Source organism: Bacillus sp. RC240 (genome assembly GCF_044907945.1).
Lineage (GTDB): Bacteria > Bacillota > Bacilli > Bacillales > Bacillaceae_G > Bacillus_A > Bacillus_A mycoides.
In genome coordinates, this window is sequence record NZ_JBIYCT010000028.1 from 1 (window position 1) to 2,443 (window position 2,443).

A 2,443-nucleotide genomic window follows, 5' to 3' on the forward strand; every position below is an offset into this window, starting at 1 on the left:
TCTCTAGCGCCGATGGTAGTTGGGACCTTGTCCCTGTGAGAGTAGGACGTCGCCAAGCAACTTTAAGACGAGTCAGAATGACTCGTCTTTTTTGTGTTTTAAACTTCTTATCAGTCTCAAGTAAGTAATCCTTATTCTTTTGATCCTCTCATATTCATTTTCTTTCGTCTTTTTTGATGTGTAGTTTAAGATTTTCTATTTTATTTTTTGTAGAAGCAAGCTGTCGGTGTGTTAAAATAGTGCAGTTGTTTTTTTGAGTACTTGAATATAAGAAGATTTAATTTTGAAAAAGGAGATAATATGAAAAAGATAGGTGTAATTACTATAGTAGTTTTAGTCCTTCTGGCAATTACTTATATGTTAGCCGGGAATTATTTTTATAATTATGCGTTGAATGCGAAACAAGAGAAAGAGTTTTTAGAGGATAATCCTCACTTAGTAGAAACTGTGAATGCATCGGGAGGTGTGTTTGCTACAAATGAAGAAAAGGATGCGAACTTTGTATCAAATCATAAACCTAATACATTGAACGTAAATTCTTTCGATAAGTTGAATTTAACAGGTTATGAATATATGAATGAACAATCTAGCCATAAATGGGCAATTGTAGTTCATGGGTATGATAGCAGGGCATCGAAAATGACGAAATATATTCGGAACTTTTATGAAGAAGGATATAATGTCATAGCGCCAGACCTTCGTGGGCATGGAAATAGTGAAGGCGATTATATAGGGATGGGTTGGCACGATCGTAAAGATATTTTGATTTGGATTCAACAAATTGTAAAGAAAGACCCTAATGCTGAAATAGCACTCTTTGGTGTTTCAATGGGCGGGGCCACTGTAATGATGACTTCAGGTGAAGAGTTACCTGCTAACGTTAAAGTTATTATTGAAGATTGTGGATACTCAACTGTTATTGATGAATTTACGTATCAATTAAACGATTTATTCCACTTGCCGAAGTTTCCTGTTATGAATGCGGCAAATACAGTTACAAAATTACGAGCTGGATATGATTTAGAAGAAGCTTCAGCTATAAAACAAGTGGCGAAAAGTAAAACGCCTATGCTATTTATTCATGGGGATGCTGATACATTCGTTCCTTATGAAATGTTAGATGAAGTATATAATGCTGCAAAAGTAGAAAAAGAGAAATTAATTGTTCCAGGTGCTGGACATGGAGAAGCCGAGAAGGTAGATTCGAATAAATATTGGAATACCGTATGGAAGTTCGTGGGGAGATACATTCCAGCGTAATTAGATTGTTTTAGATTTGTATTTTGTATATACGATAATCAGAAGGAAATGTTTTTATACTTTTGATTATCGTTTTTTCTATTTAAAAATTTATTTTGGTTTGTAGTATATAAGGTTTGAAGCATAAATTTTTGAATTCTTTATTGCCAGTGCTACAATAATTGAAAACTACATGTTAATGAGGTGTTTCTATGAAAATTGAAGTATGGTCAGATTTTGTATGCCCATTTTGTTATATTGGGAAACGTAGATTAGAAATGGCTTTAGAGCAATTTCCGCATAAGAAGGATGTTGAAGTTGAGTTTAAAAGTTTTGAATTAGACCAAAATGCTCCAATCTATTCTGGAACAAGTATTAATGAAGTACTTGCATCAAAGTATGGGATTAGTATTGAAGAAGCTAAGCGTAATAATATACAACTAGGCAATCATGCAGCTAGTATGGGTTTAAGTTTTAATTTTGAAGAGATGAAGCCGACGAACACTTTTGATGCGCATCGTCTTGCTAAATTTGCAAAGGATCAAGGGAAAGAAAAAGAGATTACGGAAAATCTACTTTTTGCATATTTCACTGAATCGAGAAATTTAAGTGATGTGGATACGCTTGCTACTATTGCTGAAGCTTCAGGTGTAGATAAGCAAGAAGCTTTACGTGTTATTAATGATAAAGGTGCATATGCAAATGATGTTAGAATTGATGAAGCGATTGCTCAGCAATATCAAATTTCAGGAGTACCTTATTTTATTATTAATCAAAAGTATGCTATTTCAGGTGCGCAACCACTCGAAACTTTTGTTGGTGCACTTCAACAAGTGTGGGAAGAAGAGAATCCTGCACCTAAGTTACAAGAGCTTTCTTCAGAGGGTGGAAGTGATATGTCTTGTACTGATGAAAGTTGTTCTGTACCTTCAAAAGAACAATAGTTTTTATGATGGAATAGCAACCCATAGAGTGTTTCATGGGTTGCTTATCTATTCTTATAGAAGAGGTATATAGATAGATAATTTAATAACGTAAATAGCATTTATAAAAAAATGAAGTTTTTTATAAAAACATATTGACGGTTGTATCTTAGAGGTGTAATATAGAACAAGTCGCCGATAGCAACAACGCAGAAAGCGACAAAAGAAATAAAAAAACTTGGTTGACATTGAAATATGAAAATGTTAACATAAGGGAGTCG

The 2,443-nt window shown here is 33.8% G+C and carries 2 protein-coding genes; both read left to right on the forward strand.

Annotated features, from left to right (window positions below):
* Window positions 1–300: 300 nt before the first annotated feature.
* Window positions 301–1,260 carry an alpha/beta hydrolase gene (locus tag ABH955_RS29070; protein ID WP_242312083.1) on the forward strand — a complete coding sequence of 320 codons (960 nt, stop codon included), beginning with the start codon at window positions 301–303 and terminating at the stop codon, window positions 1,258–1,260.
* Between the two features lie 191 nt (window positions 1,261–1,451).
* Window positions 1,452–2,183 (forward strand): DsbA family oxidoreductase, encoded by a 732-nt coding sequence (locus tag ABH955_RS29075; protein WP_404458424.1) that lies wholly within the window; start codon window positions 1,452–1,454, stop codon window positions 2,181–2,183.
* The last annotated feature ends 260 nt before the right edge of the window (window positions 2,184–2,443 follow it).